Raw genomic sequence first — 24,452 nt, forward strand, 5'->3', positions numbered from 1 at the left:
TTGAGAGAACACTCTCAATGGTTTGGTGGCGATAGCGAAGAGGTCACACCCGTTCCCATGCCGAACACGGAAGTTAAGCTCTTCAGCGCCGATGGTAGTCGGGGGTTTCCCCCTGTGAGAGTAGGACGCCGCCAAGCTATCATTTCGGTAAAGGCAGCTCATCATGAGCTGCCTTTTTTGTGTTTTTCTGCATACGTTATACAATATGAGAAACGTAACGATATGCCTTTTTGCAAAAGCAGGTTTTATGCTTGTGCAAAGTGGAAATAATAGAGATAGAGCGATACAGTTGAAAAATTTTGCGAAACATCTTATAGTAAGATTAAAGTCAAATATAGTCAAAGTCAATAAAGGAGGGGGTTGAGTGGGACATAATATTTCTGACATCATTGAACAGTACTTGAAACAAGTATTAGATCAAAATGGCAAAGAAATTTTAGAGATCAAACGCAGTGAAATCGCTGATAAATTTCAATGTGTTCCTTCCCAAATAAATTATGTCATCAACACCAGATTTACAAGTGAAAGAGGATATATTGTTGAAAGTAAACGGGGAGGCGGCGGTTATATTCGTATTATCAAAATTAAAATGAATAACGAAGTCGTCCTCATCAATAATATTATTTCGCAGATCCATACCCACTTGTCCCAGGCAGCCTCTGATGACATTATTCTCAGACTGTTAGAGGACGGAGTTATTTCGGAAAGAGAAGCTAAAATGATGGTGAGTGTAATGGATCGTTCAGTTCTATATATTGATTTGCCCGAACGGGATGAACTAAGAGCCAGAATGATGAAAGCAATGCTCACATCTTTAAAACTAAAGTAAGCGGGTGAAAAGATTGATTTGTCAAGAATGCAATGAGAGACCGGCCACTTTTCACTTTACGAAAGTTGTTAATGGAGAAAAGCAAGAAGTTCATATTTGTGAACAATGTGCAAAAGAAAATAGCGATTCATACAGTATAAGTGGAAACCAAGGGTTCTCGATTCATAATTTATTATCAGGGCTGCTGAATATGGAGTCCTCATTTCAAAACACCGGTTCTCAAATGTTCGGCTACTCAGAGCAAGGCACAGCTTGTAAGAAATGCGGTATGACGTTTCAGCAGCTGAGAAAAACAGGGCGTTTCGGCTGTGCGGAATGTTACGATACGTTCTACAGCCAAATTACGCCGATCTTGCGAAAAGTTCACAGCGGGAATACGGTGCATGCCGGGAAAATTCCAAAACGAATAGGCGGAAACCTGCATGTAAGACGGCAAATGGAAATGTTAAAAAAAGAACTTGAATCTTTAATACACCACGAGGAGTTTGAAAGAGCAGCGGAGGTCAGGGATCAGATCCGATCGTTAGAGCAGGAATTAAAAAGTACAGACAGTGAGGGGGAACAAGGGTAATGTCGCTCAAGCATTTTATTCAGGACGCACTAAGCAATTGGATGAAGCAAAAGGGACCTGAAAGTGACATTGTACTCAGCAGCCGTATACGGTTGGCCCGAAACTTTGAAAATATAAAGTTTCCCGCCCGGTATACGAATGAAGAAGCCTCATCCATCATTCAGCAATTCGAAGATCATTTTTCAGGTAAGGAACTGCCTGATATCGGTCAATTTCATTTAATCAGAATGAGTGAAGCTCAGCCTTTGGAAAAACGGGTGCTGATGGAAAAACATCTGATCAGTCCTAATTTAACGGAATCCCCTTTTGGCGGCTGTCTGCTTTCTGAAAATGAAGAAGTCAGCATTATGTTAAATGAAGAAGATCATATCAGAATTCAATGCCTCTTCCCCGGCTTCCAGCTTCTCAACGCCATAAAAGCGGCAAACCAGGTTGATGACTGGATTGAGGAGAAAGTGGATTACGCCTTTGGAGAGAAGAGAGGGTACTTAACAAGCTGTCCTACAAATGTAGGGACGGGACTAAGGGCTTCAGTCATGATGCATTTGCCGGGCCTTGTATTAACTAGGCAAATGAATCGAATTATACCGGCAATTAACCAATTAGGCTTAGTTGTTAGAGGAATTTACGGTGAAGGCAGCGAAGCATTAGGAAATATCTTTCAAATTTCAAATCAAATCACACTCGGAAAATCAGAACAGGACATTGTAGATGATTTAAACAGTGTGGCTGCCCAGCTGATTGAGCAGGAACGTTCAGCCAGAGAAGCGCTTTACCAAACTTCGAAAATTGAATTGGAGGACCGGGTATTCAGATCTTACGGCGTTTTATCCAACTGCCGTATGATTGAATCAAAGGAAACGGCGAAATGCCTTTCTGACGTTCGGCTGGGGATAGACCTTGGGATCATCAAAGGGCTATCAAGCAATATACTTAATGAACTGATGATTTTGACACAGCCGGGTTTTCTCCAGCAATATTCGGGCGGTGCATTACGGCCGAACGAAAGAGACGCGAGAAGAGCGGCTCTTATCAGGGAAAGGCTGCATTTAGAAATGAGTGCAAATAGACAGGAGGATGATTCGATATGATGTTTGGAAGGTTTACAGAGCGAGCTCAAAAGGTATTGGCACTGGCACAGGAAGAAGCACTGCGCTTAGGCCATAACAATATTGGAACTGAACATATCTTATTAGGTCTGGTTCGTGAAGGAGAAGGGATTGCGGCTAAAGCACTCCAAGCACTCGGGCTCGGTTCGGATAAAATTCAGAAAGAAGTGGAGAGCTTAATCGGACGGGGGCAGGAAATGTCTCAAACGATTCATTATACGCCAAGAGCAAAAAAAGTCATTGAGCTCAGCATGGATGAAGCCAGAAAGCTAGGACATTCTTATGTGGGAACAGAACACATACTTCTCGGACTGATTCGTGAAGGAGAAGGCGTGGCGGCGAGAGTTCTGAATAATCTCGGTGTCAGCTTGAATAAGGCGAGACAGCAGGTGCTGCAGCTTCTGGGAAGCAATGAGACGGGATCTTCTGCATCCGGTACGAACAGCAATGCAAACACGCCGACGCTGGACAGTCTGGCGCGTGATTTAACTGCGATTGCGAAGGAAGACAGTCTTGATCCGGTTATCGGCCGAAGCAAAGAAATTCAGCGTGTTATTGAGGTATTAAGCCGCAGAACGAAAAATAATCCCGTTCTTATCGGAGAACCGGGTGTAGGTAAAACTGCGATTGCTGAAGGCCTCGCACAGCAGATCATCAATAATGAAGTGCCGGAAATTTTACGTGATAAACGCGTAATGACGTTAGACATGGGTACGGTTGTAGCCGGTACGAAATACCGCGGAGAATTTGAAGACCGCTTGAAAAAAGTAATGGATGAAATACGTCAGGCCGGCAATATTATTTTATTCATTGACGAACTGCATACACTGATCGGAGCGGGGGGAGCAGAAGGTGCGATTGACGCATCGAATATCTTAAAACCTTCACTGGCCCGCGGAGAGCTTCAATGCATCGGTGCCACAACGCTTGATGAATACCGTAAATATATCGAAAAAGACGCGGCTCTCGAGCGCCGTTTCCAGCCGATTCAGGTGGATCAGCCGTCAGCCGATGAAAGCATTCAAATTTTAAAAGGGCTCCGTGACCGCTATGAAGCGCATCACCGCGTATCCATTACCGATGAAGCGATCGAAGCCGCGGTTAAATTGTCCGACCGTTATATTTCTGACCGCTTCCTTCCGGATAAAGCGATCGATTTAATTGATGAAGCCGGTTCAAAAGTGCGTCTCCGTTCTTTCACAACGCCTCCGAACTTAAAAGAGCTTGAGCAGAAACTCGATGAAGTTCGCAAGGAAAAAGACGCTGCCGTTCAGAGCCAGGAGTTTGAAAAAGCGGCTTCCCTTCGTGATACGGAGCAGCGCCTGAGAGAACAGGTGGAAGACACGAAAAAAACCTGGAAAGAAAAACAAGGCCAGGAGAACTCCGAAGTTTCTGTAGAGGATATCGCGATGGTTGTATCCAGCTGGACCGGGGTGCCCGTATCTAAAATTGCCCAAACGGAAACAGATAAGCTTCTCAATATGGAAAGCATTCTGCATTCCCGCGTCATCGGCCAGGATGAAGCCGTTGTAGCCGTGGCAAAGGCTGTCAGACGTGCAAGAGCCGGACTGAAGGACCCGAAACGTCCGATTGGTTCATTCATCTTCTTAGGCCCTACAGGCGTTGGGAAGACAGAGCTGGCAAGAGCGCTGGCGGAATCCATTTTCGGTGATGAGGAAGCGATGATCAGAGTGGATATGTCCGAATACATGGAGAAACACTCGACTTCACGTCTTGTCGGTTCTCCTCCGGGATATGTCGGCTATGATGAAGGCGGCCAGCTGACAGAAAAAGTGAGAAGAAAACCTTACTCTGTCGTATTGCTTGATGAAATTGAAAAAGCGCACCCTGATGTGTTTAACATTCTCCTGCAAGTGCTTGAAGACGGACGCTTGACTGATTCAAAAGGACGCACTGTGGATTTCCGCAACACGATCCTGATTATGACGTCAAACGTCGGGGCGAGCGAGCTGAAGCGCAACAAATATGTGGGCTTCAATGTCCAGGATGAATCACAAAACCATAAAGACATGAAAGACAAAGTCATGGGAGAGCTGAAGCGTGCCTTCAGACCTGAGTTTATCAACCGGATTGACGAAATTATCGTCTTCCACTCCCTTGAGAAAAAACATCTTACAGACATCGTGTCGCTTATGTCTGATCAGTTAACAAAACGTCTGAAAGAACAAGATCTCTCTATCGAGCTGACGGATGCTGCAAAAGCAAAAGTAGCAGAAGAGGGCGTCGATTTGGAATACGGCGCACGTCCGTTAAGAAGAGCGATTCAAAAGCATGTGGAGGACCGGTTATCAGAAGAACTCCTCAGAGGCAATATTGATAAAGGCCAGCACATTGTTCTTGATGTTGAGGACGGCGAATTTGTCGTAAAAACAACTGCTAAAACGAACTAATATAGTGACAAACATGAGGCATACGTAAGCGAGTGTATGCCTCACTTTGTTATATAGAGAAATATTCGATAAGGAAGAGGTCTTACAACATATATGGCTAAATCAAAAACAAAATTCATCTGCCACTCATGCGGTTATGAATCCGCAAAGTGGATGGGAAAGTGCCCGGGCTGCGGGGCTTGGAATACAATGGTGGAAGAAACCATAAAAAAAGCGCCGGCGAATCGGCGGGCGGCTTTCTCCCACTCCGTTCAAACCGTCCAGAAACCATCACCCATTACATCAATTGAAACTTCAGAAGAACCCCGCGTTCACACAAAGCTTGAAGAATTCAACAGAGTGCTTGGCGGCGGCGTTGTGAAAGGCTCGTTAGTATTGATCGGCGGCGATCCCGGGATCGGAAAATCAACGCTCCTTCTCCAAGTATCCGCACAATTAGCAGATACGGCCGGCAGCGTGCTTTACATTTCAGGGGAAGAATCCGTGAAGCAAACGAAGCTGCGCGCCGACAGACTTGGAATCAACAGCCAAATGTTACATGTTTTATCTGAAACCGATATGGAGTATATTTCGTCTGCTATACAAGAGATGAAACCCGCATTTGTTGTCGTAGACTCCATTCAGACCGTTTACCAAAGTGATATCACCTCGGCTCCCGGCAGTGTATCACAAGTAAGAGAGTGTACGGCCGAATTGATGAAAATTGCGAAAACAAACGGCATACCTATTTTTATCGTCGGACACGTCACAAAAGAAGGATCGATCGCAGGGCCGAGATTGCTTGAGCACATGGTCGATACCGTTCTATACTTTGAAGGAGAGCGGCACCATACATTCCGTATTTTGCGGGCCGTAAAAAACCGTTTCGGCTCAACAAATGAAATGGGCATCTTTGAAATGCGGGAAGAGGGGCTTACGGAAGTGCTGAACCCTTCTGAAATTTTCTTGGAAGAGCGTTCTGCCGGGGCATCGGGCTCGAGTATCGTTGCGTCAATGGAAGGAACGAGACCGATTCTGGTTGAAATCCAGGCGCTCATATCACCGACCAGTTTTGGAAACCCGCGCCGCATGGCTACAGGCATTGACCACAACAGGGTATCGTTAATTATGGCTGTGCTTGAGAAGCGGGTGGGTCTTTTGCTTCAAAATCAAGATGCATATTTAAAAGTCGCCGGCGGGGTCAAACTGGATGAACCGGCGATTGATTTGGCAGTAGCCGTCAGCATTGCCTCAAGCTTCAGAGATACACCGCCGAATCCCGCAGATTGCTTTATCGGTGAAGTGGGACTGACAGGAGAAGTCCGCAGGGTGTCAAGAATCGAACAGCGCGTAAAAGAAGCGGCGAAACTCGGCTTCAAGCGCATGATCATACCTGAGGCGAATGCAGACGGGTGGACAATACCAAAAGGGATTGAGGTTGTCGGAGTAGCAAATGTTGCTGAAGCGCTTCGTACTTCATTAGGAGGATCATAATAGATGGAAAAAGAGAAAAAAGGGGCGAAACAAGAGCTTGACCTGTCTGCAATTCTGCAGTTCGTTGCACCGGGCACCCCGCTCAGAGCCGGGATAGAGAATGTACTTCGGGCAAATACAGGCGGCCTGATTGTTGTCGGATACAATGATAAGGTAAAGCAAGTCGTGGATGGCGGTTTTCATATTAATACATCATTTGCGCCCGCTCACTTATACGAGCTGGCCAAAATGGACGGTGCCATTATTTTAAGTGATTCCGGCCAGAAAATTCTTTATGCGAATACGCAGCTTATGCCGGAGGCGACCATTTCTTCTTCAGAAACGGGAATGAGGCACCGTACGGCGGAACGGGTGGCGAAGCAGACCGGCTGTCTCGTCATCGCCATTTCTGAGCGCAGAAATGTCATTACGTTATATCAGGACAGCATGAAGTACACACTAAAGGACATAGGTTTTATTTTAACAAAGGCAAATCAGGCCATTCAAACGCTCGAGAAGTATAAAACCATTTTAGACAAAACGATTACGGCTTTAAACGCATTAGAGTTTGAGGAGCTTGTGACATTCAGTGACGTACTGTCTGTCATGCATCGGTATGAAATGGTGCTTCGAATAAAAAATGAAATCAATATGTATATTAAAGAACTCGGAACGGAAGGACACTTAATCCGTCTGCAGGTGATTGAACTGATTACGGACATGGAAGAAGAGGCGGCACTTTTCATCAAAGACTATGTCAAAGAAAAAATCAAAGATCCGTTCGTGCTGTTAAAAGAGCTTCAGGATATGTCCAGCTATGATCTGCTTGATGATTCCATTCTGTTTAAACTGCTTGGATATCCGGCTTCTACGAATCTTGATGATTATGTGCTCCCGAGAGGATACAGGCTGCTGAACAAAATTCCGCGTCTGCCGATGCCGATTGTTGAAAATGTGGTTGAGGCGTTCGGATTTTTGCCAAGCATAACGGAAGCCACTGTAGAAGAGCTTGATGATGTCGAGGGTATCGGCGAAGTGCGCGCCCAAAAAATCAAAAAAGGCTTAAAACGCCTTCAGGAAAAACACTATATAGATAGACAGCTTTAAGTATCGCTTAAACCTGTCGGAATCCGGGTATATTATTGTTAGTTTTTGTTTATTCTGAATTTGTAGGCTCTGACAGTCTGCTGAAAAAATGCTACTTAAAAGGAGGTGGAGGTATGTTAAAACGAATAGTTCAGGCGTTCTTCATTATTGTGGGCGGCGTTGTCGGTATCTTTTTAATACCTGAATTGTTTGTGCTGTCAAATATACAGGACATACCTTTAATAACAAACGCATATACGTCTGCTGCAATTGGTGCTATTATCTTTTTTCTCATCAGTATATGGACGACAGAATATGTGATTAATTGGGTAAAATGGATTGAAGATTCTTTGCTGAGAGCTCCGGTGCCGGATCTGTTATTCGGGAGTCTCGGATTGGTTTTTGGACTTATCATCGCATATCTCATTGTAAACGTGATTCCGCTGGACAATATTCCGTACCGTATATTCAGCACCATCATTCCGGTCTTTCTGGCTTTCTTTCTCGGTTATCTGGGCTTCCAAGTCGGATTTAAGAAAAAGGATGAACTGATCAGTCTTTTCTCCATTTCTGCAAGAATGCAGAAGAAAAAGGGAAGTGCTGATGAGGAGCAGGAAGAACAGGATAAAAGGCTGAAAATCTTGGATACAAGTGTTATTATTGATGGGAGAATTGCAGATATTTGTCAGACGGGCTTTTTAGAAGGCGTCATTGTCATTCCTCAATTTGTGCTGGAGGAATTACAGCATATCGCTGATTCTTCAGATGTTTTAAAACGTAACAGAGGACGCCGCGGACTGGATATCTTGAATCGCATTCAAAAGGAACTGGATATTACGGTTGAAATTTATGAAGGCGACTTCGAAGACATTCAGGAGGTTGACAGCAAGCTTGTCAAACTTGCGAAGCTGACTTCCGGCGTCGTTGTGACGAATGATTTTAATTTAAATAAAGTATGCGAGCTTCAAAAGGTTGCAGTACTGAATATTAATGACCTTGCAAACGCGGTGAAGCCGGTTGTGCTTCCGGGCGAAGAGATGAATGTGCAGGTGATTAAGGACGGGAAAGAGCATAATCAAGGTGTGGCTTACTTGGATGACGGCACGATGATTGTTGTGGAAGAAGGCCGCAATTATATAGGGAAACATATTGATGTGCTCGTAACCAGCGTACTGCAGACAGCGGCGGGACGAATGATTTTTGCCAAGCCCAAGCTGCTTGAGAAAGCTCTTTAAGAGGGAGTTCATATGGAGTATGTTGTCGTTATTCCGGCTGCCGGACAAGGAAAAAGGATGAAGGCCGGGAAAAATAAGCTGTTCATCAGCTTAAAAGGTGCGCCTGTTATTATGCACACACTGCGGGTTTTTGAAAGCCACGCACCCTGTCAGAAAATAATCCTGGTGATAAACGAGAGTGAACGGGAAGATTTTCGCCAGCTGCTGGCCCAATGTCCGATTCAGACGGAAATTGAGCTTGTTACCGGAGGTGCGGAGCGTCAGCACAGTGTATACGAAGGACTGAAAGTGATTGATAAGGAATCGGTCGTCCTTGTTCATGACGGAGCGCGCCCGTTTGTCACACATCAGCATATCGATAAGCTCGTTGAAACAGCAGAGGAGGCGGGAGCGGCTGTCCTGGCTGTTCCTGTGAAAGACACGATAAAACGGGCGGAAGGCTCCCGGGCTGCGGAGACCTTTGACCGTTCAAGCTTGTGGGCCGTTCAAACGCCGCAAGCTTTTCGTCTTTCTTTATTGAAGACGGCGCATATGGAAGCGGAAAACAAAGGCTTCTTAGGTACGGATGACGCCAGCCTCGTCGAGCGTCTTGATGGATATCAGGTGAGTATCGTTGAAGGCAGCTATACCAATATTAAGCTGACAACGCCGGATGACCTGATATTTGCGGAAGCAATCATGAAAGCGGAAAGTGGGAATCATAATGTTTAGAATCGGACAAGGATTTGATGTGCATCAATTAACGGAAGGCCGTCCGCTCATCATCGGCGGAATTGAAATTCCTTATGAAAAGGGGCTGCTCGGACATTCAGATGCTGATGTATTGCTGCATACAGTCGCAGACGCGTGTCTCGGAGCGGCAGGTGAAGGAGATATCGGCAAACATTTCCCGGATACTGATCCGGAATTCAAAGATGCGGATTCTTTTAAGCTGCTTCAGCATGTCTGGAACATTGTAAAAGAAAAAGGGTACGTACTCGGAAATATAGACTGCACGATTATTGCGCAAAAGCCGAAAATGGCGCCGCATATTGATGCTATGAGAAAACGGATAGCTGAAGGCCTTGAGGCGGACGTCTCTCAAGTAAACGTAAAAGCGACGACGACCGAAAAGCTCGGGTTTACCGGAAGAGCCGAAGGAATTGCCGCTCAGGCAACCGTTCTGATCCAAAAAGCCTGATCATTGTTTTGATGCCGGGTCTATTTGGTGGTAGAATAGATACATATATTCGGCTAGAGGCTACAGACGAGATGAAAGGAAGTATTTGAACATGGGAAATGAAGTACGCGTTCGTTATGCACCGAGTCCGACCGGACATTTGCATATCGGTAACGCCAGAACGGCGCTTTTTAACTATTTATTTGCCCGCAGCCAAGGCGGAAAGTTTATTATCCGGATTGAGGATACGGACAAAAAGCGAAATATTGAAGGCGGAGAGCAAAGCCAGCTCAACTATTTGAAATGGCTCGGCATGGACTGGGATGAAAGTGTGGATGTCGGCGGAGAATACGGCCCGTACCGCCAGTCTGAGCGTAACGACATTTACAAAGAGTACTATGAAGAGCTTCTTGAAAAAGGGCTAGCTTATAAATGTTTCTGTACGGAAGAAGAACTTGAGAAAGAACGTGAAGAGCAAATCGCCCGCGGGGAAATGCCGCGCTATTCCGGCAAACACAGAAACCTGACTCAGGAAGAGCAGGAGCAGTTTTTAGCCGAAGGCAGACAGCCGAGCATCCGTTTCCGCGTGCCGGAAGGGAAAATCATCGCATTTAACGATATCGTAAAAGGCGAGATTTCTTTTGAATCAGACGGCATCGGCGACTTTGTCATCGTCAAAAAAGACGGAACACCGACGTATAACTTTGCTGTCGCGATTGACGATTACTTAATGAAAATGACGCACGTGCTCCGCGGTGAGGATCACATTTCAAATACACCGAAACAGATCATGATTTTCCAGGCATTCGGCTGGGATATTCCTGTCTTCGGACATATGACGCTTATCGTAAACGAAAGCCGCAAAAAATTAAGTAAACGTGATGAATCAATTATCCAGTTTATTGAGCAGTATGATGAGCTGGGTTACCTGCCTGAAGCGCTGTTTAACTTTATCGGACTTCTCGGCTGGTCTCCCGTCGGTGAAGAAGAGCTTTTCACAAGAGAACAATTCATTGAAATTTTTGATGTAAATCGTTTGTCTAAGTCACCGGCTCTGTTTGATATGCATAAACTGAAATGGGTCAACAACCAATACGTCAAAGCGCTGGATCTTGATCAAGTGGTTGAGCTGACTCTGCCGCACCTGCAAAAAGCAGGAAAAGTCGGCACTGAGCTTTCTGCCGAGGAGCAGGAATGGGTTCGTAAATTAATCTCTCTTTACCATGAGCAATTGAGCTACGGCGCTGAGATTGTCGAGCTGACTGATTTGTTCTTTAAAGATGAGATCGAGTATAATCAAGAGGCAAAAGCCGTTCTGGAAGAAGCACAGGTGCCTGAAGTGCTCAGCGTATTTGCTGCGAAGCTTGAAGAACTTGAAGAATTTACGCCTGAGCTGATCAAAGCCTCAATCAAAGCTGTTCAGAAAGAAACAGGCCATAAAGGCAAAAAGCTGTTCATGCCGATTCGTGTAGCGGTTACCGGTCAGACACACGGTCCGGAGCTTCCGCAGGCCATTGAGCTGATCGGCAGAGAAACAGCCGTCAGACGCCTGAAAAGCATTTAAATATACGATTGTTGACAGGGAAGAGTATAAAACAATGACCATTACAGAAAGAATCTTCGTCGGCTGAGAGAGATTCATGCGTCATGTTTTAGAAGTGCGCCCTTAAGACCTTTGAAGAACATTTCTGCGGAAATCAGTATTTAAAGGCGGCCGCCGCCGTTACCGGCTTTTAAGTTGGGAAAACAGTGACTTGTTTTTCAAACAGAGTGGAACCGCGCGGTAAAAGCGTCTCTGTCATGTTTACATGCAGAGGCGCTTTTTTTATAGGCGGAAAAACAGACTGGAGCGGGGAGAGAATGGGGGGAAGCATGTGTTTTTTAAAATGCTAAAAGAAGACATAGATACAGTGTTCGATCAAGATCCGGCAGCAAGAAGCTATTTCGAAGTTGTTTTAACTTATTCTGGTTTACATGCTATATGGGCGCATCGGATTGCACATGCTTTATATAAACGGAGATTTTTCTTCCTGGCGCGCCTGATATCACAGATTGCCCGTTTCTTTACCGGAATTGAAATCCATCCCGGCGCGACCATCGGGAGAAGGTTTTTCATTGATCACGGTATGGGGGTCGTCATAGGGGAAACATGTGAAATCGGCAATAACGTGACGGTATTCCAAGGTGTCACTCTTGGTGGGACGGGAAAAGAAAAGGGAAAGCGGCATCCGACCATAAAAGATGATGCTTTAATTGCAACCGGAGCGAAGGTGCTCGGCTCTATTACGGTCGGGCAGGGTTCTAAAGTAGGGGCCGGCTCCGTTGTGCTTCGTGATGTTCCCGACTTTTCGACCGTTGTCGGCATACCGGGGAAAGTCGTCATTCAGAACGGAAGAAAAATCAAACGCGATCTCAATCACCAAGACTTGCCCGATCCGGTTGCTGACCGGTTTAGAGCATTGGAGCAGCAGATTTTTGAACTGCAGGCTGAACTGGAAGATAAAAAAGAAAGGATCAACCAAAAATGACCATTACACTTTATAATACATTGACACGGAAAAAGGAAACATTCGTTCCTCTTGAGGAAGGCAAAGTAAAAATGTACGTGTGCGGACCGACTGTATACAACTATATTCATATCGGAAACGCCCGTCCGGCGATTGTGTATGATACCGTACGCAACTATTTGGAGTATAAAGGATACGATGTTCAATACGTATCGAATTTCACCGATGTTGACGACAAACTGATTAAGGCGGCCAACGAGCTCGGCGAGGACGTCCCGACCGTTTCTGAACGGTTCATTAAAGCGTATTTTGAAGACGTGGGCGCCCTCGGATGCCGGAAAGCGGATCTTCACCCCCGGGTCATGGAAAACATGGACGCCATTATTGAATTTGTCAGCGAGCTGATTAAAAAAGGTTACGCTTATGAATCAGAAGGCGACGTCTATTTCAAAACAAGGGCCTTCGAAGGCTACGGCAAGCTATCTCAGCAATCAATTGATGAACTCAGATCAGGCGCGCGTATCCGTGTCGGCGAGAAGAAAGAGGATGCGCTGGACTTTGCGCTTTGGAAAGCTGCTAAGGACGGAGAAATTTCATGGGATAGCCCTTGGGGAAAAGGCCGCCCGGGCTGGCATATTGAATGCTCCGCAATGGTGAAAAAGTATTTGGGTGACGAAATCGATATTCACGCCGGCGGTCAGGACCTGACATTCCCGCACCATGAAAACGAAATCGCGCAATCTGAAGCATTAACAGGCAAGACATTCGCAAAATACTGGCTTCATAACGGATATATCAATATCGATAATGAGAAAATGTCAAAATCGCTCGGCAACTTTGTTTTGGTGCACGATATCATTAAGCAATATGACCCGCAGCTTTTGAGATTTTTCATGCTGTCCGTTCATTACCGCCACCCGATCAACTATTCGGAAGAGCTGCTTGAGAAAACAAAAAACGCGTTTAACCGCCTGAAGACGGCATACAGTAATTTAAACCATCGTTTGATTAGCAGCACGAATCTGACTGACAATGATGAGGAATGGCTCGCTAAAATCGAAGAGCACCGCACTGCGTTTGAAGAAGCAATGGATGATGATTTTAATACGGCGAATGCGATTTCCGTTTGGTTTGATCTGGCGAAGCTCGCCAATTACTACATGCAGGAAGACAATACGGCGGATCACGTGATTAAAGCCTTTATCAGCATGTTTGACAGAATCGGATCTGTTCTCGGACTTACGCTCGGCGAAGAAGAGCTTGTCGACGAAGAGATTGAAGAGTTGATTGAGAAGAGAAATGAAGCCCGCCGCAATCGCGATTTTGCTTTGTCAGACCAGATTCGCGATCAGCTGAAAAGCATGAATATCATTCTTGAAGATACGGCCCAGGGAACTCGCTGGAAGCGGGGAGAATAAGCGGATGCTTCAATTTGAACAAATCAAAGATTCAAAGCAGTTAAACGGTCTTGCGCTCGCTTATATGGGTGATGCCATTTTTGAAATATACGTCCGGCATCACCTGCTTAAGCAGGGCTTTACGAAACCGAATGACCTTCATAAGAAGGCGAGCCGGATTGTATCGGCAAAATCACAGGCAGACATATTGTTCCGCCTTCAGGACGAATCCTTTTTCACGGAGGAAGAGGAAGCCGTGCTGAGAAGAGGCAGAAACGCGAAATCAGGGACGACGCCTAAAAACACAGATGTACAGACGTACCGCCATAGTACAGCTTTTGAGGCTTTACTCGGATACCTTTTTCTTGAGAAAAGAGAAGAAAGACTGAATCAGCTGATTGCTGAGGCTATACAAGTCGGGACGTCAGGGAGGAAAACAAATGAGTCAGCAACATGATTACGTCATAGGAAAAAACGCTGTGATTGAGACGTTAAAGTCAGATCGCAAGCTGTATAAGTTATGGATGGCGGAAAACACAGTAAAAGGACAGGCGCAGCAAGTTATGGAGCTTGCTAAAAAGCGCGGCGTCACCATTCAATTTGTACCGAGGAAAAAACTCGATCAGATGGTGGAAGGGCAGCATCAGGGTGTCGTCGCCCAGGTGGCGGCATATGAATATGCACAATTAGACGAATTATATAAAAGAGCGGAAGAGAGAAACGAACAGCCTTTCTTTCTCATATTGGACGAGCTGGAAGACCCTCATAATCTCGGTTCCATCATGAGAACGGCTGACGCTGTCGGTGCACACGGCATTGTGATTCCGAAACGCAGAGCGGTCGGACTGACGTCGACGGTCGCAAAAGCTTCGACCGGTGCGATTGAACACATCCCCGTCGTGAAGGTGACCAACCTTGCCCGGACACTTGATGAAATGAAGGAGCGGGGGATTTGGGTCGTCGGAACGGATGCATCCGCCCGGGAAGACTACCGCTCTATGGACGGCAAGATGCCTTTGGCGCTCGTTATCGGAAGCGAAGGCAGAGGAATGGGCCGGCTTGTGAAAGAGAAATGTGATTTTCTCATTAAACTTCCGATGGCCGGAAAAGTCACGTCTCTGAATGCGTCGGTAGCGGCCGGCCTTCTCATGTATGAAGTCTACCGGAAGCGCAATCCTTTAGGGGAATGAAGACAGATGGACATCCTGTTAGTAGACGGATACAACATGATTGGAGCTTGGCCGCAGCTAAAGGATTTAAAAGCGAACAGTTTTGAAGAAGCGAGAGATGTACTGATCCAGAAGATGGCGGAGTATCAGTCCTACACGGGAATCAGAGTCATTGTGGTGTTTGACGCACATCTGGTAAAAGGCATAGAGAAAAAACAAACGAATCACAGAGTCGAAGTGATTTTTACACGGGAGAATGAGACGGCGGATGAGCGGATCGAGAAGCTTGCCCAGGCACTGAATAATATTGCGACACAGATTCATGTCGCAACCTCCGATTATACGGAGCAGTGGGCGATTTTCGGACAAGGGGCTCTCCGCAAATCCGCCCGGGAGCTTCTGAGGGAAGTGGATACGATAGAACGGCGGATTCAAAGGCGGGTTTCAAAGATCACTTCTGAAAAACCACCGGGGAAAATCGAGCTGTCCGAAGAGGTTTTGAAAACGTTTGAAAAGTGGCGCCGAGGCGGTCTGGATTAGGTTGACGCTTTTTCGCCCATTAATGTATAATATTTCTATCTACGTGCGCCGGGGGGATCGCAGTGAATCTACAGAACAGCAAGGGAAAGTTCAACAAAGTGCAATTTTGCCAGTTGGAGGACGAGCAGGTCATTGAAAAGGTTCATGTTGGGGACAGTGATGCGTTAGATTACTTGATTACGAAGTACCGTAATTTTGTACGGGCGAAAGCAAGGTCTTATTTTTTAATAGGGGCCGACAGAGAAGATATTGTACAGGAAGGGATGATAGGCTTATATAAGTCTATCCGAGACTTTAGAGAGGACAAGCTTACTTCATTTAAAGCTTTTGCAGAATTATGCATTACCCGCCAGATTATTACCGCAATAAAGACAGCTACCCGTCAGAAACACATTCCTTTAAATTCCTATGTTTCTTTAGACAAACCTATTTTTGATGAAGAATCTGACAGAACACTGCTTGATGTCATTTCAGGCGCTAAAACGTTAAATCCTGAAGAGATGATTATTAATCAGGAAGAATTTGATGATATCGAAATGAAAATGGGAGAACTGCTGAGCGATCTGGAGAGAAAGGTGCTTGTTCTGTACTTGGACGGAAGAAGTTACCAGGAAATTTCAGATGATTTAAACCGACACGTAAAATCAATCGATAATGCCCTGCAGCGCGTGAAGCGCAAGCTTGAAAAGTATTTGGAAATAAGAGAAATCAGTCTGTAGCGGGTTTCTGTGTCATATTGACAGAATTTTTCTGACTGTGCTATTTTATTAAGATAAATGATTGTTTAGGAAAAGGTGTAACGACATGAGAAAAAAGATTACGCTGGCATGCAAAACATGCGGAAATCGTAATTATACGACAATGAAAAGCTCTGCATCAGCGGCTGAGCGGTTAGAAGTTAAGAAGTACTGCAGCACTTGCAATTCACATACAGCTCATTTAGAAACAAAATAGTGTTCGCTTTTTAAATTGTGGAGGTCTTTTACATGCGCATGATGAGTTTCTTTAAAGATGTTGGGAAAGAAATGAAAAAGGTTAGCTGGCCTAAAGGCAAAGAGTTAACGCGCTATACGATCACGGTGATTTCAACGGTTATCTTTTTTGTTATCTTTTTTGCCCTCCTTGATACAGGAATTTCTCAATTAATTCGTTTAATAGTTGAATAATGATCAGCAATACGTGCTATAATAGATCATAATATCGTTTGCCAAAACCCGTTCAGCGGGTTTTTTATTGTGTTGAAAAAAGGATTCATAGGCTCTGAGCCTATTTTTTGTTTTACACTTCATTTTTAAATGCGGGGAGGGAAGGACTGCAGAGTCCTGATAGAATGGAAAAGAATTGGTATGTTGTTCATACGTATTCCGGTTATGAAAACAAAGTAAAAGCGAACCTTGAAAAACGTGTGGAATCAATGGGAATGCAGGATAAAATTTTCCGCGTTGTCGTCCCTGAAGAAGAAGAGACAGATATTAAGAACGGCAAGAAAAAAGTAGTCAAAAAGAAAGTGTTCCCGGGTTATGTGCTTGTTGAAATCGTCATGACTGATGATTCCTGGTATGTGGTCCGCAACACGCCGGGCGTTACCGGATTCGTCGGATCAGCCGGTTCAGGCTCAAAGCCGACTCCGCTTCTTCCTGGCGAAGCGGAAACCATCTTAAAACGCATGGGCATGGATGAGCGGAAAACCGACATTGATTTTGAATTGAATGAGACAGTCAAAGTCATAGACGGACCTTTCGCCAACTTTACAGGATCAATTGAAGAGATTGATTATGATAAGAGCAAAGTGAAAGTATTCGTTAACATGTTCGGCCGTGAAACGCCGGTTGAGCTGGAATTTACCCAGATCGACAAATTGTAATGTGAAAAAACTTGAAATTGCTATATATTAATGATAATATAGCAAAGGTACGTCTTGGACTAATCCAAGGCAGCTAGCTTGATATTTCGTCATTCATATAAAGAATGAAACCTTGAGTGGGAGGGTTTACCCTATTACCACATCACGGACTTAAGGAGGTGTGTCTCGTGGCTAAAAAAGTAGTAAAAGTTGTAAAATTGCAAATTCCTGCTGGAAAAGCTAACCCAGCGCCGCCAGTTGGACCTGCACTAGGTCAAGCCGGTGTAAATATCATGGGATTCTGTAAGGAGTTTAACGCTCGTACAGCTGACCAAGCTGGTTTAATCATTCCTGTTGAAATTTCGGTTTACGAAGACCGTTCATTTACATTTATTACAAAAACTCCGCCTGCTGCAGTATTGCTTAAAAAAGCAGCTGGAATTGAGTCTGGTTCTGGTGAACCAAACCGTAATAAAGTGGCAACCGTTAAGCGCGATAAGGTTCGCGAAATCGCTGAAACGAAAATGCCTGACTTAAACGCAGCAGACGTTGAAGCGGCAATGCGCATGGTTGAAGGTACTGCCCGCAGTATGGGTATCGTTATCGAGGATTAATTTGTTTCTTGTCGGGTTGCGAGTTTTCACAAGTTCGCAACCCTTATTCGTGGGAGGTTATTCCGCTATAACCACATAAGGAGGAAATTTTAAAATGGCTAAAAAAGGTAAAAAGTACGTTGAAGCTGCGAAGCTTGTAGACCGTGCGAAAGCTTACGACGTCGCTGAAGCAGTGGCGCTTACTAAAAAAACAAACACAGCTAAATTCGACGCTACAGTTGAAGTTGCTTTTCGTTTAGGGGTTGACCCTCGTAAAAACGATCAGCAAATCCGCGGTGCAGTTGTACTTCCTAACGGAACTGGTAAAACTCAGCGCGTGCTTGTATTCGCTAAAGGCGAAAAAGCAAAAGAAGCTGAAGCTGCCGGTGCAGACTACGTCGGCGATTCTGATTACATCGCGAAAATCCAGCAAGGCTGGTTCGAATTCGATGTAATCGTTGCGACTCCTGACATGATGGGTGAAGTCGGTAAAATCGGCCGTGTGCTTGGACCAAAAGGTCTTATGCCAAACCCTAAAACAGGAACTGTTACATTCGAAGTAGAAAAAGCAATCGGCGAAATCAAAGCTGGTAAAGTAGAATACCGCGTTGACAAAGCTGGTAACATCCATGTTCCGATCGGAAAAGTTTCTTTCGAGGATGAAAAACTTGTTGAGAACTTCACAACAATGTATGATACAATCCTGAAAGCAAAACCGGCTGCGGCTAAAGGTGTTTACGTGAAAAACGTTGCCGTTACTTCTACTATGGGCCCTGGTGTCAAAGTAGACGCTTCTACTTTCAACGTAAAATAATATTTGACTTTAGATCAGCATTCTGATATGATTCAAAATGTTGTAAAATATAATATGTCATTTATACCGTAGACAGCAGGGGCCGTTGAGGCTTAATATCCTGCCGAGGTGTATATATATCACAGCTATTACGTTACGTATGCTTGTATATACAGCCTCCATGTCCACATGGAGGCTTTTTATATGAAATCGTCGTCACAGTCGTGATCACCTAGCGGTATAAGTGTTACACAAAATCTACAGGAGGTGTAACCATGAGCAGCGCAATTGATACAAAAAAAGTTGTTGTTGAAGAGATTGCTTCTAAACTGAAAGAAAGCAAATCAACGATCATCGTTGACTACCGCGGACTTAACGTTTCTGAAGTAACTGAACTCCGTAAACAGCTTCGCGAAGCTAACGTAGAGTTCAAAGTGTACAAAAACACAATGACTCGCCGTGCGGTTGAACAAGCTGAACTTGATGGTTTGAATGATGTCTTAACTGGACCGAATGCGATCGCATTCAGTACTGAAGATGTTGTCGCTCCGGCAAAAGTTCTTAACGAGTTCGCGAAAAATCACGAAGCTCTGGAAATCAAAGCGGGCGTTATCGAAGGAAAAGTATCTTCTGTTGAAGAAGTGAAAGCTCTTGCTGAACTTCCTTCACGCGATGGCTTACTTTCTATGTTGCTTAGCGTACTTCAAGCTCCAGTTCGCAACCTTGCACTTGCAGCTAAAGCAGTTGCAGACCAAAAGGAAGAACAAGGCGCTTAATCTGATTTTACCCTAAAATAAAACAAATGGAGGAATTTCAAATGGCTTTAAATATCGAAGAAATCATTGCTTCCGTTAAAGAAGCAACTGTACTTGAATTGAACGACCTAGTAAAAGCAATCGAAGAAGAATTTGGCGTAACTGCTGCTGCTCCTGTAGCTGTAGCTGGCGGAGCTGCTGCTGGCGGCGCTGCTGAAGAGCAAAGCGAATTCGACCTTATCCTTGCTGGTGCAGGTTCTCAGAAAATCAAAGTTATCAAAGTTGTTCGTGAAATCACTGGTCTTGGCTTGAAAGAAGCTAAAGAACTTGTTGACAACACTCCAAAACCACTTAAAGAAGGTATTGCGAAAGAAGAAGCTGAAGAGCTTAAAGCTAAACTTGAAGAAGTTGGCGCTTCTGTAGAAGTTAAGTAATCTTCACTTGCCTGTAGGGGAAGCTCGCTTTTATGAGGCGGGCTTTTTCTTTGCTTTTCTTTAAGTGCAATTAAAAAAGGAGGTTCTAATAATGAGTGAACACTATTATTCAGAAAAACCTTCAGTTAAAAGCGATAAACAGACATGGTCATTTACACTGCGGAACAGATCTTATACATTCACAAGTGACAGCGGCGTTTTCTCGAAAAAGGAAGTTGATTTCGGTTCGCGTGTCTTAATTGAAGCGTTTGAAGAGCCGGAGATCGATGGTGACTTCCTGGATGCAGGCTGCGGTTACGGCCCGATCGGTCTGTCGCTCGCCGGTGCATTTACAGACCGGACCGTGCACATGATTGACGTGAATGAAAGAGCCGTAGAGCTGTCAAATGAAAATGCAGAAAAAAACGGAATAAAAAACGTTCGGATTTATCAGAGTGATTTATTTTCAAATATTGATTCTGCTCAAACATTTGCTTCTATTATTACAAACCCCCCAATCCGCGCCGGAAAAAAAGTTGTCCATGCCATTTTTGAAAAAAGCGCTGAGCATTTAAGGGCTTCAGGTGAATTGTGGATCGTTATACAGAAAAAACAGGGCGGGCCTTCTGCCATTGAAAAACTGAAGGAGCTTTTTGACGAAGTTTCTGTGGTTCAAAAAAAGAAAGGCTATTATATCATAAAAGCAAAAAAAGTTTGACTTGAATTTTCAGCTATGTTAATATTGTAAAATGCCAATGTATATATTTTGCATGATATGCTCAAATAATCATAGTGCATGTATAAATTATACAAACATGGAAATGCTAATAAAATCGGTATTTGTTTTTGGATGTGGTTTTCTTAATTAGAAACCCTTTTTTCTTTTGTCTTGTAAAAGTATTTCTTTATCGTAAGAGATGCTTATTACACATATAATACGCATGATTTGAGGGGTGAATCAGTTGACAGGTCAACTAGTTCAGTATGGACGACACCGCCAGCGCAGAAGCTATGCTCGCATTAGCGAAGTGTTAGAATTACCAAATCTCATTGAAATTCAAACCTCTTCTTATCAGTGGTTTCTTGATGAGGGTCTTAGAGAGATGTTTCAAGACATATCACCAATTGAGGATTTCACTGGTAACCTCTCTCTAGAGTTCATTGACTACAGTTTAGGAGATCCTAAGTATCCCGTTGAAGAGTCAAAAGAACGTGATGTGACTTACTCAGCTCCGCTAAGAGTGAAGGTTCGTTTAATTAACAAAGAAACTGGAGAGGTAAAAGACCAGGATGTCTTCATGGGTGATTTCCCTATTATGACAGATACCGGTACTTTTATCATCAACGGTGCAGAACGTGTTATCGTATCTCAGCTTGTTCGGTCTCCAAGTGTATATTTCAGTGGTAAAGTAGACAAAAACGGTAAAAAAGGTTTTACCGCGACTGTCATTCCAAACCGTGGCGCATGGTTAGAATACGAAACTGATGCGAAAGATGTTGTGTATGTCCGCATTGATCGCACACGTAAGTTGCCGGTTACGGTTCTTTTGCGTGCTCTCGGCTTCGGTTCCGACCAAGAGATTCTCGATCTCATTGGTGAGAACGAATATCTCCGCAATACACTGGATAAGGACAACACCGAAAACAGTGACAAAGCGCTTCTTGAAATCTATGAGCGCCTTCGTCCCGGAGAGCCGCCTACAGTAGAAAACGCAAAAAGCTTGCTGGATTCCCGTTTCTTCGATCCGAAGCGATACGACCTTGCGAATGTAGGACGCTATAAAATTAATAAAAAGCTTCATATCAAGAACCGCCTGTTTAACCAGCGCCTTGCAGAAACACTGGTGGATCCGGAAACCGGTGAAATTCTCGCTGAAAAAGGGCAGATTCTTGACAGAAGAACACTTGATAAAGTACTGCCATACTTAGAAAATGGAATCGGCTTCAGAAAGCTTTATCCTAACGGCGGCGTTGTCGAGGATGAAGTGATGCTTCAATCCATTAAAATCTATGCTCCTACTGATGCAGAAGGAGAGCAGACGATCAATGTGATCGGCAATGCTTACATCGAAGAGGCGATTAAAAACATTACGCCTGCTGATATTATTTCTTCTATCAGCTACTTCTTCAACCTCCTGCACGGAGTGGGCGACACTGATGATATCGACCATCTCGGAAACCGCCGTCTGCGTTCTGTAGGTGAGCTCCTGCAAAACCAATTCCGTATCGGTTTAAGCCGGATGGAACGTGTCGTACGTGAAAGAATGTCTATTCAAGACACGAATACAATTACGCCGCAGCAGCTGATTAACATCAGACCTGTTATTGCGTCTATTAAAGAGTTCTTCGGAAGCTCACAGCTTTCTCAATTCATGGATCAGACGAACCCGCTTGCTGAATTGACGCACAAACGCCGTCTGTCAGCTCTCGGACCGGGCGGTTTGACACGTGAGCGCGCAGGTATGGAAGTACGTGACGTTCACTACTCTCACTACGGCCGTATGTGTCCGATTGAAACGCCTGAGGGCCCTAACATCGGTTTGATCAACTCATTGTCATCATTTGCGAAAGTAAACCGCTTTGGTTTCATTGAGACGCCATACCGCCGCGTTGATCCTGAAACAGGAAAAGTAACGCCTAGAATCGACTACCTGACTGCTGATGAAGAGGATAACTATGTCGTAGCCCAAGCGAATGCTAAGCTGAGCGATGACGGTTCTTTCTTGGATGACAGCATCGTAGCGCGTTTCAGAGGGGAAAACACCGTTGTAGCCCGCAACCGCGTGGATTACATGGACGTATCTCCTAAACAGGTTGTATCTGCTGCGACAGCATGTATTCCGTTCTTGGAAAACGATGACTCGAACCGCGCCCTCATGGGAGCGAACATGCAGCGTCAGGCTGTGCCTTTGATGCAGCCGGAAGCTCCGATCGTCGGAACGGGTATGGAATACGTATCCGGTAAAGACTCCGGTGCAGCCGTTATTTGTAAACACCCTGGTATCGTAGAACGGGTGGAAGCGAAAAACGTATGGGTGCGCCGCTATGAAGAAATTGACGGCCAAAAAGTAAAAGGCAACCTGGATAAGTACAGCTTGCTGAAATTTGTCCGCTCCAACCAAGGTACGTGCTACAACCAGCGTCCGATCGTCAGTGTCGGCGATGAAGTAGTCAAAGGAGAAATCCTTGCTGACGGACCTTCAATGGAGCTTGGTGAACTTGCTCTCGGCCGCAACGTAATGGTCGGCTTCATGACATGGGACGGTTACAACTATGAGGATGCCATCATCATGAGTGAACGCCTTGTGAAAGATGATGTATACACATCTATTCACATTGAAGAATATGAATCAGAAGCACGTGATACAAAGCTTGGACCGGAAGAGATCACCCGCGATATTCCAAACGTAGGGGAAGACGCGCTTCGCAACCTTGATGACCGCGGAATTATCCGTATCGGTGCGGAAGTCAACGACGGAGACCTTCTCGTAGGTAAAGTAACGCCTAAAGGTGTAACTGAGCTTACGGCTGAAGAACGCCTTCTTCATGCGATCTTTGGAGAAAAAGCGCGTGAGGTCCGTGATACTTCTCTCCGTGTGCCTCACGGCGGCGGCGGAATTATCCACGACGTAAAAGTCTTCAACCGTGAAGACGGCGACGAACTTCCTCCGGGAGTGAACCAGCTTGTACGCGTATATATCGTTCAGAAACGTAAGATTTCTGAAGGTGATAAAATGGCCGGACGTCACGGAAACAAAGGGGTTATCTCGAAGATTCTTCCTGAAGAAGATATGCCTTACCTTCCTGACGGCACGCCGATCGATATCATGCTTAACCCGCTGGGTGTACCATCACGTATGAATATCGGTCAGGTATTAGAACTTCACATGGGTATGGCTGCCCGCTACCTCGGCATTCACATCGCGTCACCTGTATTTGACGGCGCGCGTGAAGAAGATGTGTGGGAAACACTTGAAGAAGCAGGCATGTCAAGAGACGCTAAAACAGTTCTTTATGACGGCCGTACGGGAGAACCGTTCGACAACCGTGTATCAGTCGGAATCATGTACATGATCAAACTGGCACACATGGTTGATGATAAACTTCATGCCCGTTCTACAGGTCCTTACTCACTTGTTACGCAGCAGCCTCTCGGCGGTAAAGCCCAATTCGGCGGACAGCGTTTCGGTGAGATGGAGGTTTGGGCGCTTGAAGCTTACGGCGCAGCTTACACGCTTCAAGAAATCCTGACTGTGAAGTCCGATGACGTGGTCGGACGTGTGAAAACATATGAAGCCATCGTCAAAGGCGACAATGTTCCAGAGCCTGGTGTTCCGGAATCATTCAAAGTATTGATCAAAGAGCTTCAAAGCTTAGGTATGGACGTAAAAATCCTCTCAGGCGATGAAGAAGAAATAGAAATGAGAGATCTAGAAGACGAGGAAGATGCGAAACAGGCTGACGGCCTTGCATTATCAGGTGATGAAGCGCCGGAAGAAACAGCATCTCCAGACGTTGAACGTGACGCAGTAACGAAAGAATAGTCTCTGATTGATAAAGGCAAGTGACATCGGTTAATCCGAAGATAAA

General features: G+C 45.0%; 25 protein-coding genes, 1 rRNA gene and 2 other annotated features. All 26 genes read left to right on the top strand.

What is annotated here, in order from left to right; translation table 11 throughout:
• Positions 1-21 precede the first annotated feature (21 nt).
• The 26 genes from rrf (at position 22) to rpoB (ending at position 24,406) form a co-directional block, all read left to right on the top strand.
• Positions 22-137: ribosomal RNA gene (gene rrf, locus ACWJJ4_RS18780) — 5S ribosomal RNA — on the top strand.
• 227 nt (positions 138-364) lie between these two features.
• Positions 365-829: a transcriptional regulator CtsR gene (gene ctsR, locus ACWJJ4_RS18785; RefSeq protein ID WP_003156396.1), complete on the top strand. Its 465-nt coding sequence runs from the start codon at positions 365-367 to the stop codon at positions 827-829.
• Between the two features lie 13 nt (positions 830-842).
• A complete protein-coding gene (locus ACWJJ4_RS18790) occupies positions 843-1,400 on the top strand; it encodes a UvrB/UvrC motif-containing protein (protein ID WP_003156397.1) in 558 nt (185 codons plus the stop codon).
• Complete coding sequence (locus ACWJJ4_RS18795) at positions 1,400-2,491, top strand: protein arginine kinase (RefSeq protein WP_003156398.1); 1,092 nt, start codon at positions 1,400-1,402, stop codon at positions 2,489-2,491. The genes ACWJJ4_RS18790 and ACWJJ4_RS18795 overlap by 1 nt, the downstream gene beginning before the upstream one ends.
• Positions 2,488-4,920: an ATP-dependent protease ATP-binding subunit ClpC gene (clpC, locus tag ACWJJ4_RS18800; RefSeq protein WP_007410388.1), complete on the top strand. Its 2,433-nt coding sequence runs from the start codon at positions 2,488-2,490 to the stop codon at positions 4,918-4,920. The genes ACWJJ4_RS18795 and clpC overlap by 4 nt, the downstream gene beginning before the upstream one ends.
• A 93-nt stretch (positions 4,921-5,013) precedes the next feature.
• A complete protein-coding gene (gene radA, locus ACWJJ4_RS18805) occupies positions 5,014-6,393 on the top strand; it encodes a DNA repair protein RadA (protein WP_014416742.1) in 1,380 nt (459 codons plus the stop codon).
• Positions 6,394-6,396: 3 nt separating this feature from the next.
• Complete coding sequence (disA, locus tag ACWJJ4_RS18810; RefSeq protein ID WP_003156401.1) at positions 6,397-7,479, top strand: DNA integrity scanning diadenylate cyclase DisA; 1,083 nt, start codon at positions 6,397-6,399, stop codon at positions 7,477-7,479.
• A gap of 113 nt (positions 7,480-7,592) precedes the next feature.
• A complete protein-coding gene (locus tag ACWJJ4_RS18815; RefSeq protein ID WP_003156403.1) occupies positions 7,593-8,693 on the top strand; it encodes a PIN/TRAM domain-containing protein in 1,101 nt (366 codons plus the stop codon).
• A 12-nt stretch (positions 8,694-8,705) separates the two neighbouring features.
• The gene (gene ispD, locus ACWJJ4_RS18820) at positions 8,706-9,404 is read left to right on the top strand and encodes a 2-C-methyl-D-erythritol 4-phosphate cytidylyltransferase (protein ID WP_025650291.1); all 699 of its coding nucleotides are present in this window, start codon (positions 8,706-8,708) and stop codon (positions 9,402-9,404) included.
• Entirely contained in the window at positions 9,397-9,873 is a 477-nt protein-coding gene (ispF, locus tag ACWJJ4_RS18825) for a 2-C-methyl-D-erythritol 2,4-cyclodiphosphate synthase (RefSeq protein WP_003156407.1), read from the top strand. The genes ispD and ispF overlap by 8 nt, the downstream gene beginning before the upstream one ends.
• Positions 9,874-9,964: 91 nt before the next feature.
• Positions 9,965-11,416, top strand: coding sequence for a glutamate--tRNA ligase (gene gltX, locus ACWJJ4_RS18830; RefSeq protein ID WP_454021871.1), 1,452 nt, complete (start codon positions 9,965-9,967; stop codon positions 11,414-11,416).
• A 2-nt stretch (positions 11,417-11,418) separates the two neighbouring features.
• Positions 11,419-11,652: a binding site (T-box leader), on the top strand.
• Positions 11,653-11,726: 74 nt separating this feature from the next.
• A complete protein-coding gene (cysE, locus tag ACWJJ4_RS18835; RefSeq protein ID WP_003156410.1) occupies positions 11,727-12,380 on the top strand; it encodes a serine O-acetyltransferase in 654 nt (217 codons plus the stop codon).
• Complete coding sequence (gene cysS / locus ACWJJ4_RS18840) at positions 12,377-13,777, top strand: cysteine--tRNA ligase (RefSeq protein WP_003156411.1); 1,401 nt, start codon at positions 12,377-12,379, stop codon at positions 13,775-13,777. Before cysE ends, cysS begins: the two co-directional genes overlap by 4 nt.
• A 4-nt stretch (positions 13,778-13,781) precedes the next feature.
• The gene (locus ACWJJ4_RS18845; protein WP_003156412.1) at positions 13,782-14,213 is read left to right on the top strand and encodes a Mini-ribonuclease 3; all 432 of its coding nucleotides are present in this window, start codon (positions 13,782-13,784) and stop codon (positions 14,211-14,213) included.
• Positions 14,197-14,946, top strand: coding sequence for a 23S rRNA (guanosine(2251)-2'-O)-methyltransferase RlmB (gene rlmB, locus ACWJJ4_RS18850; RefSeq protein WP_003156413.1), 750 nt, complete (start codon positions 14,197-14,199; stop codon positions 14,944-14,946). Before ACWJJ4_RS18845 ends, rlmB begins: the two co-directional genes overlap by 17 nt.
• 6 nt (positions 14,947-14,952) lie before the next feature.
• Positions 14,953-15,465, top strand: coding sequence for a ribosome-dependent mRNA decay endonuclease Rae1/YacP (rae1, locus tag ACWJJ4_RS18855; RefSeq protein ID WP_003156414.1), 513 nt, complete (start codon positions 14,953-14,955; stop codon positions 15,463-15,465).
• Positions 15,466-15,527: 62 nt separating this feature from the next.
• Positions 15,528-16,184, top strand: a complete 657-nt coding sequence (sigH, locus tag ACWJJ4_RS18860; RefSeq protein ID WP_003156415.1) for an RNA polymerase sporulation sigma factor SigH — start codon at positions 15,528-15,530, stop codon at positions 16,182-16,184.
• 85 nt (positions 16,185-16,269) lie between these two features.
• Entirely contained in the window at positions 16,270-16,419 is a 150-nt protein-coding gene (gene rpmG / locus ACWJJ4_RS18865) for a 50S ribosomal protein L33 (RefSeq protein ID WP_003156421.1), read from the top strand.
• Positions 16,420-16,451: 32 nt separating this feature from the next.
• On the top strand, positions 16,452-16,631 hold the full coding sequence (gene secE / locus ACWJJ4_RS18870; RefSeq protein ID WP_003156422.1) for a preprotein translocase subunit SecE: 180 nt from the start codon (positions 16,452-16,454) through the stop codon (positions 16,629-16,631).
• 164 nt (positions 16,632-16,795) lie between these two features.
• Entirely contained in the window at positions 16,796-17,329 is a 534-nt protein-coding gene (gene nusG, locus ACWJJ4_RS18875; protein WP_003156423.1) for a transcription termination/antitermination protein NusG, read from the top strand.
• 167 nt (positions 17,330-17,496) lie between these two features.
• Positions 17,497-17,922, top strand: coding sequence for a 50S ribosomal protein L11 (rplK, locus tag ACWJJ4_RS18880; RefSeq protein WP_003156430.1), 426 nt, complete (start codon positions 17,497-17,499; stop codon positions 17,920-17,922).
• A gap of 94 nt (positions 17,923-18,016) precedes the next feature.
• A complete protein-coding gene (gene rplA / locus ACWJJ4_RS18885) occupies positions 18,017-18,715 on the top strand; it encodes a 50S ribosomal protein L1 (RefSeq protein ID WP_003156431.1) in 699 nt (232 codons plus the stop codon).
• 48 nt (positions 18,716-18,763) lie between these two features.
• Positions 18,764-18,906: a sequence feature (ribosomal protein L10 leader region), on the top strand.
• A 63-nt stretch (positions 18,907-18,969) separates the two neighbouring features.
• Positions 18,970-19,470, top strand: a complete 501-nt coding sequence (gene rplJ / locus ACWJJ4_RS18890; protein WP_003156433.1) for a 50S ribosomal protein L10 — start codon at positions 18,970-18,972, stop codon at positions 19,468-19,470.
• Positions 19,471-19,511: 41 nt separating this feature from the next.
• Positions 19,512-19,883, top strand: a complete 372-nt coding sequence (gene rplL / locus ACWJJ4_RS18895; protein WP_003156436.1) for a 50S ribosomal protein L7/L12 — start codon at positions 19,512-19,514, stop codon at positions 19,881-19,883.
• 91 nt (positions 19,884-19,974) lie between these two features.
• The gene (locus ACWJJ4_RS18900; protein ID WP_015388780.1) at positions 19,975-20,580 is read left to right on the top strand and encodes a class I SAM-dependent methyltransferase; all 606 of its coding nucleotides are present in this window, start codon (positions 19,975-19,977) and stop codon (positions 20,578-20,580) included.
• A 244-nt stretch (positions 20,581-20,824) separates the two neighbouring features.
• A complete protein-coding gene (rpoB, locus tag ACWJJ4_RS18905) occupies positions 20,825-24,406 on the top strand; it encodes a DNA-directed RNA polymerase subunit beta (protein WP_003156440.1) in 3,582 nt (1,193 codons plus the stop codon).
• Positions 24,407-24,452: the final 46 nt, after the last annotated feature.

The organism is Bacillus sp. JK62 (genome assembly GCF_053663455.1).